5 protein-coding genes are annotated in these 5,745 nt (G+C 61.6%); 3 read left to right on the plus strand and 2 right to left on the minus strand.

The features are described from left to right. Nucleotides 1-844, minus strand: an 844-nt coding sequence (locus tag EN893_RS15815) for a sugar phosphate isomerase/epimerase (RefSeq protein WP_164900909.1), incomplete at its 3' end; no start/stop codon positions are given. Between the two features lie 399 nt (nt 845-1,243). On the opposite strand from EN893_RS15815, the gene EN893_RS15820 reads away from it, so the two are divergent. The 3 genes from EN893_RS15820 to EN893_RS15830 all read left to right on the plus strand — a co-directional run bounded on the left by EN893_RS15820 (nt 1,244) and on the right by EN893_RS15830 (nt 4,530). Beyond that, complete coding sequence (locus EN893_RS15820; RefSeq protein ID WP_127269536.1) at nt 1,244-2,299, plus strand: sugar phosphate isomerase/epimerase; 1,056 nt, start codon at nt 1,244-1,246, stop codon at nt 2,297-2,299. A 150-nt stretch (nt 2,300-2,449) separates the two neighbouring features. After that, on the plus strand, nt 2,450-3,637 hold the full coding sequence (locus tag EN893_RS15825; RefSeq protein ID WP_127269535.1) for a Gfo/Idh/MocA family oxidoreductase: 1,188 nt from the start codon (nt 2,450-2,452) through the stop codon (nt 3,635-3,637). 38 nt (nt 3,638-3,675) lie between these two features. Beyond that, nucleotides 3,676-4,530, plus strand: coding sequence for a sugar phosphate isomerase/epimerase (locus tag EN893_RS15830; protein WP_127272206.1), 855 nt, complete (start codon nt 3,676-3,678; stop codon nt 4,528-4,530). Nucleotides 4,531-4,604: 74 nt separating this feature from the next. On the opposite strand, the gene phnE is transcribed toward EN893_RS15830, so the two are convergent. Continuing rightward, nucleotides 4,605-5,745, minus strand: a 1,141-nt coding sequence (gene phnE / locus EN893_RS15835) for a phosphonate ABC transporter, permease protein PhnE (RefSeq protein WP_128361635.1), incomplete at its 5' end; no start/stop codon positions are given.

The raw sequence follows: 5,745 nt of genomic DNA on the forward strand, positions 1-5,745 counted from the left end.
GGTCGGTGTAGAATTTCTCGGTGAGCACGCTGGAGCCGTGGTCCTGGATGAACTTCAGCTGCTCGGGCGAGATGTCGACCGGATTGCGCTCGACCATGTCGGGATAGGGGGCTGCCGGCGTCCGGTCGACGGGCGCGACGAACTCATTGGTCAGCGCGCCGTCGTAGCCGATCTCGCGCAAGGTGGCGACGATCTTCGGCCAGTCGATCTGGCCGAGGCCGGCGGCAAACCGGTTGTTGTCGGCGACGTGGAAGTCGAACAGGCGCTTTCCGACCTGCCGGATCGCGTCATGGACGTTAAATTCTTCCATGTGGATGTGGTAAGCGTCGAGGCACACGCCGCATTCGGGGCTGACCGCGTCAGCCAGCGCCAGTGCCTGGGCGCCGCGATTGAACAGATAGGTCTCGAAGCGGTTGAGGGGTTCGACAGCGATCTTGACGCCGACCTTCTTGGCGTGGGTGAAGCATTCACGGGTGGCGTCGACGACCCACTTCCATTCCTCTTCTTCGGTCCCGTCAGGCACCACCTTGCCGACGGTGGCCGGAACCAGCGTGATGATCTCGCCATCGAGTTCGCTGACCATGGTCAGCACGTCCTTGACATACTGAACGGAACGCTCGCGCTGGCCCTGGTTCCTGGCGGCAAGGTTGCGCTCGCCCAGCATCAGGGTCACCGCGCCCCAGCAGCGAATACCATGCTCCTTCAGCAGCGCCCGGGTCTCCTTGGTCTTGTACTGCTCGGGCTCGCCGGAAATCTCGATCGACTCATAGCCGAATTTCTTGATGCGCTTGAGCGTCGTCTCCAAGGGTTCCGCGCGCATCCAGTTGTGCGTCGAAAGATGCATGGTCTGTCCTTCCCAAATCGTCTCTATGGTTCGCCTGCGACATGCATCGCCAAAAGGCGACACAAAGGTTCCTCCCCAAGGCGTTCCCAGCCTTTTTTCGCAAACTGGTTCGACCAATTGGGCCTGAGGCGAGGTCTACAGCAAATTCTCCAGATCGGCAAGAAGCGCTGGGGTGCAACTTTCTCTGTAGATTATTTCATTGATTATATTGAGATATATAGGCCTGCAACAGGTGATTTTGGGGTCTTGATGGCGCATTGCGCGGCTTGACCAAATTTCCACATTTGGTAATACCAGAATGGCGGTGCGTGCAAGCACCCGTTGAGAAAAGACCAAAGTGGCTGGCCCTGCTTCCAATCGGCGCTATGCTCGGTCGAGAGAGAAATGAGGGAGGATGCGATGCCGACGACAATGAAGGGCCCTGGGCTGTTTCTGGCGCAGTTCGCGGGCGACGCCGCGCCGTTCAACTCACTGGCGTCGATCACCAAATGGGCGGCCGGTCTCGGCTACAGGGGCGTGCAGATCCCGACCTGGGACGCGCGGCTGTTCGACCTCAAGAAGGCGGCTTCTTCCAAGGCCTATTGCGATGAGGTGAAGGGCATCTGCGCTGACGCGGGCGTCGAGATCACCGAACTGTCGACGCATCTGCAGGGGCAGTTGGTCGCGGTTCATCCAGCCTATGACGCGCAGATGGATGGCTTTGCGCCGCCGTCGGTGCACAACAATCCCGCAGCCCGGCAGGAGTGGGCTGTCGAGCAGATGAAGTTCGGCGCTAAAGCATCGCGCAATCTGGGCCTGAATGCTTCAGTGTCGTTTACCGGCTCGCTGGCTTTCCCTTACCTCTATCCGTTCCCGCAGCGACCGGCTGGACTCATTGAGGAAGCGTTTGGCGAGCTCGGCAAACGCTGGAAGCCGATCCTCGACGTCTACGAGGACAACGGCGTCGATGTCGGCTATGAAATTCACCCCTCTGAGGACGTGTTCGACGGCGCCACTTTCGAGATGTTCCTCGACGCGGTCGGCGGCCACAAGCGCTGCAATATCAACTACGATCCGTCGCACTTCCTGCTGCAGCAGCTCGACTATCTAGAATTCATCGACATCTATCACGAGCGCATCAAGGCGTTTCACGTCAAGGACGCCGAGTTCAACCCGACCGGCCGGCAAGGCGTCTATTCCGGCTACCAGAGCTGGACCAACCGCGCCGGGCGCTTCCGTTCGCTGGGCGATGGACAGGTGGATTTCGGCGGCATCTTTTCCAAGCTGACGCAGTACAATTATGATTCCTGGGCGGTACTGGAGTGGGAGTGCTGCCTGAAGCATCCGGAGGATGGTGCGGCCGAAGGCGCGCCTTTCATCGAGCACCATATCATCCGGGTGACCGAAAAGGCATTCGACGACTTCGCCGCCGGCACCACCGACAAGAAGATGCTGCGCGCCATGATGGGCATCTAGCGCGGTTTCCCCTCCCCCTCGAGGGGAGGGTGGCCCGAAGGGCCGGGAGGGGTCGGTTCATGCCGAGCTCTGCCTCAACGACCCCACCCGATCCGCTGCGCGGATCGACCTCCCCTCAAGGGGGAGGTGAGCAACAGCGAGGAGCAAGATATGGTCGGCGCATCGAAGTCGGAAACGGGAGGCGGCCCGATCCGCTACGGCATGGTCGGCGGCGGGCAAGGCGCGTTCATCGGCGCGGTGCACCGGATCGCGGCGCGGCTGGACAATGATTTCGTGCTGGTTGCCGGTGCTTTGTCAGCCGACCCGGCCCGTGCCAAGGCCTCGGCCGCCGAACTGGGGCTCGACCCCGCACGCAGCTATGCATCCTATGCCGAGATGGCCAAGGCCGAGGCGAAGCGCCCCGACGGCATCGAGGCAGTGGCCATCGTCACGCCCAACAATGTCCATGTGCCGGCAGCAAAAGCTTTCCTCGAGGCCGGCATCCACGTCATCTGCGACAAGCCGTTGGCGACGACGCTGGCCGAGGCGAAAAAGCTTGCGGCGATAGTCGAGAAGACCGGCAAGGTGTTCGTGCTGACGCACAACTACACCGCCTATCCGATGATCCGGCAAGCACGCGAAATGGTCGCCAAAGGTGTTCTCGGCGACATCCGCATCGTGCAGTCCGAATATCCGCAGGACTGGCTGACCGAGGATTTGGCCGCGACAGGCCAGAAGCAGGCGGCGTGGCGCTCCGACCCCAAGCAGGCAGGCGCCGGCGGCGCGCTGGGCGATATCGGCACGCATGCCTACAACCTCGCCCGCTTCGTCTCGGGGCTGGAACTGGACTCCCTGTCGGCCGATCTCGACGCCTTCGTGCCGGGCCGGCTTCTCGATGACAACGTCAACGTCATGCTGCGCTTCAAGCCTATCGGCAAGACGCATCCGGCCAAGGGCATGATCTGGGCAAGCCAGGTGGCGCCCGGCCACGAGAACGGGCTGAAGCTGCGCATCTATGGCTCCAAGGGTGGGCTGGAATGGGTGCAGGCCGACCCGAACTATCTCTGGTACACGCCGTTCGGCCAGCCGAAGCAATTGATCACCCGCAACGGCGCCGGCGCACTGCCGGTGGCGGGCCGTGTCAGCCGCGTGCCGTCGGGCCATCCCGAGGGCTACCTCGAAGGTTTCGCCAACATCTACCAGGAGGCCGCACGCGCCATCCGGGCGGCACGCCGCAAGGGTGGCAAGCCGCCCAAGGATGTCGTCTTCCCGACCATCCAGGACGGCGTAGAAGGCATGGCCTTCATCGAGGCCTGCGTGAAGTCGTCGAAGAAGAATGGGGCGTGGACGAAGCTCTGAAATAGAGGCGGCCGGGGGATTCAAGGGGAGGGGCGTCGATGAAAATCGGCATGTGCATGTTCTTGTGGACGACGGCCGTGTCGAAGAAACACGAGCCGCTGTTGCGCGACATCAAGGCAACGGGCTTCGATGGCGTCGAGATACCGATCTTCGCCGGCGCGCCGGACGATTATAAAAAACTCGGCGATCTGCTCGACCGCATCGGACTGGAGCGGACCTCGGTTTCGGCCATGGGCGATCCGGCGATGAATTTGATCTCGGCCGACGCGGCGACGCGCAAGGCCGGTGTCGACTATATGAAATGGGCGATCGACTGCGCGCAGGCACTTGGCGCCGACACGCTGAGCGGCCCGCTGCATTCGACGCTCGGGTCGTTTTCCGGCTCCGGACCGACCTCTGCCGAGAAAAAGCGCTCCGTCGCCTCGCAACGCGCGATCGGCGACCATGCCGGCAACAAGGGCGTCACCATCGGGCTCGAGGCGCTGAACCGCTTCGAATGCTATCTCCTCAACACGATGGCGGATTTGTCGGAGCATATCGACGCCATCGACCGGCCGCACATCAAGGCGATGTACGACACCTTCCACGCCAATATCGAGGAGGCCGACCCGATCGGCGCCTACACGAAACACCGCAGGAATGTCGTGCATATCCATATTTCGGAGAATGATCGCGGCGTGCCGGGGCGCGGCAACATTCCCTGGACCGAAACGTTTTCCGCCATCCGCAAGAGCGGCTATGACGACTGGCTGACGATCGAGGCGTTCGGCCGTTCGCTCAAGGATTTGGCGGCGGCAACGAAGGTGTGGCGCGATTTTTCCGAGAGCCCTGAAGCGGTTTATCGGGATGGGTATAAGCATATCAGGAACGGGTGGAAGAGGGCCGGCGCCTGAGACGCGAGCCGAAGGTCGGCGAAGCAAAACCGGTACCACCTTTGCTTCGTCGACCTTCGATTCAGGATCGTGGTCTAAGCCGCCGGCAGCAGGCGGGCGGAGGCGCCCCGCGCGCGCTCGTCGTTGCCGTTTCCGACGGTCCCCATCAGTTTGCGGCGGAGATAGTTGGAGATATTGTCGAAGACAAAAACGACAATCAGGATCAACAGCACCATGTAGAAAACATTGGCCCAGTTGGTGCCGGTGCGCATGGCTTCCCATAATTTCAGACCGATGCCGCCGGCACCGACGGCGCCGATGATTGTCGCCGAGCGGGTGTTCGATTCCCAGAAATAGAGGGATTGGCTAAGGAACACTGGCAGAACCTGAGGCAGCACGCCGTAGCGTTGCACCATTGTTGGTGTGGCGCCCACCGAGCGGATGCCTTCGCGCTGCTTGTCGTCGATGTTTTCCAGCGCCTCGGAATAGAGCTTGCCCAGGGTTCCGGTATCGGTGAAGAAGATCGCCGACATGCCGGCCAGCGGCCCCGGACCAAAGCCGCGGGTGAAGAACAGCGCCCAGATCAGCATGTCGACAGACCGCAGGAAGTCGAAGAAGCGTTTTGTCGCCTGGTTGGTCAACCAGTTCGGCGTGATGTTGCGCGCAGCCAGGAAGGCGAGCGGAAAGGCGACGACCGAGGCCAACACTGTGCCGACAAAAGCCATGACGATGGTTTGCAGAAGCTTCAGCCACACGTCGCCGTGTTGCCACTCGGCATTGTAGAGGATGTTGTCCCAGGCAAGCGCTGCGTTTGACCTCGACGGATCGATGCGTTCTCCGGAGACGATCAATGAAGCGACCTCGCCAAACGATTTTCCCCAGAATGGCGAATTCGTGTCAAACACAAAATTCGCCCAACCAAAAAACCGCCTCCAGGCGATCACCTCGTCATTTTGCACTTCAGCGCGGCCCAAAAATCCGAACGAGACATAGGCTGTCGAACCTGGCTTGCGTTGCTCTATCCAGTCAGGCAGCGGTGTGCGCGGCGTGACAGACCTGTCCTTGGCAATGTCGAAGACGACGCTTTCGGCGCCGCGCGTCACCGTGACAAGATTTGGCGCAATGGCGATCTGGCCGCTGCCAAGGACGACGGTCGCCGCCACCACGGCCTTTTCGCGCACCGTTTTGGGCGCGGCCGGAACTGGTTTGTCTGGCGAGGGGGCCGGATTCTCGGCC

It is taken from the genome of Mesorhizobium sp. M7A.F.Ca.CA.004.04.2.1 (genome assembly GCF_004022825.1).
In the GTDB taxonomy this organism is placed as follows: Bacteria; Pseudomonadota; Alphaproteobacteria; order Rhizobiales; family Rhizobiaceae; genus Mesorhizobium.

What these genes read in the sequence shown, in the direction of transcription:
- EN893_RS15820 (WP_127269536.1), top strand. Translation starts at nt 1,244, where the DNA reads ATGCCGACGACAATGAAGGGCCCTGGGCTGTTTCTGGCGCAGTTCGCG.
- EN893_RS15825 (WP_127269535.1), top strand. Translation starts at nt 2,450, where the DNA reads ATGGTCGGCGCATCGAAGTCGGAAACGGGAGGCGGCCCGATCCGCTAC.
- EN893_RS15830 (WP_127272206.1), top strand. Translation starts at nt 3,676, where the DNA reads ATGAAAATCGGCATGTGCATGTTCTTGTGGACGACGGCCGTGTCGAAG.